The sequence below is a fragment of the Fructilactobacillus sp. X2R6C1 genome, from assembly GCF_059901295.1.
Genome location: NZ_JBWXUZ010000012.1, coordinates 1 through 362, shown reverse-complemented (window position 1 = coordinate 362; position 362 = coordinate 1). Strand labels below are relative to the sequence as shown.

The following is a 362-nucleotide window of genomic DNA, read 5'->3' as shown; positions in this document are numbered from 1 at the left end:
ACGGTTACGTTCAACAGAACCGCCACCTTTGATGAAGTAACTGGTGAGATAACTTATGGTGCTTGGACATCTGACAACGATGTCTTTAGTTCGGTTGATTCACCAGCCATTACGGGCTACACTCCTGATCAAGCGACCGTTGGTGCTTTAACTGCCACTACTGATACGAAAAATTCAGACGTTAAAGTCACATACACTGCTAACGATGAGCAAGCTCACGTTCAGTACATTGACCAAGATGATGGTAATAGGGTTATCAAGACTGACAATTTAAACGGTAAGTTTGGTTCTAAGTCTGATTACAGTACAAAGAACGAAATTGCCAGCTTAGAGGCCCAAGGTTACGAATTAGTCACTGATGG

General features: G+C 42.8%; 1 protein-coding gene. It reads left to right on the top strand.

Annotated features, from left to right (window positions below; genetic code table 11):
- On the top strand, nucleotides 1-362 hold a 362-nt coding region (locus AC6UDF_RS07150), incomplete at both ends, for a mucin-binding protein (RefSeq protein ID WP_500694602.1).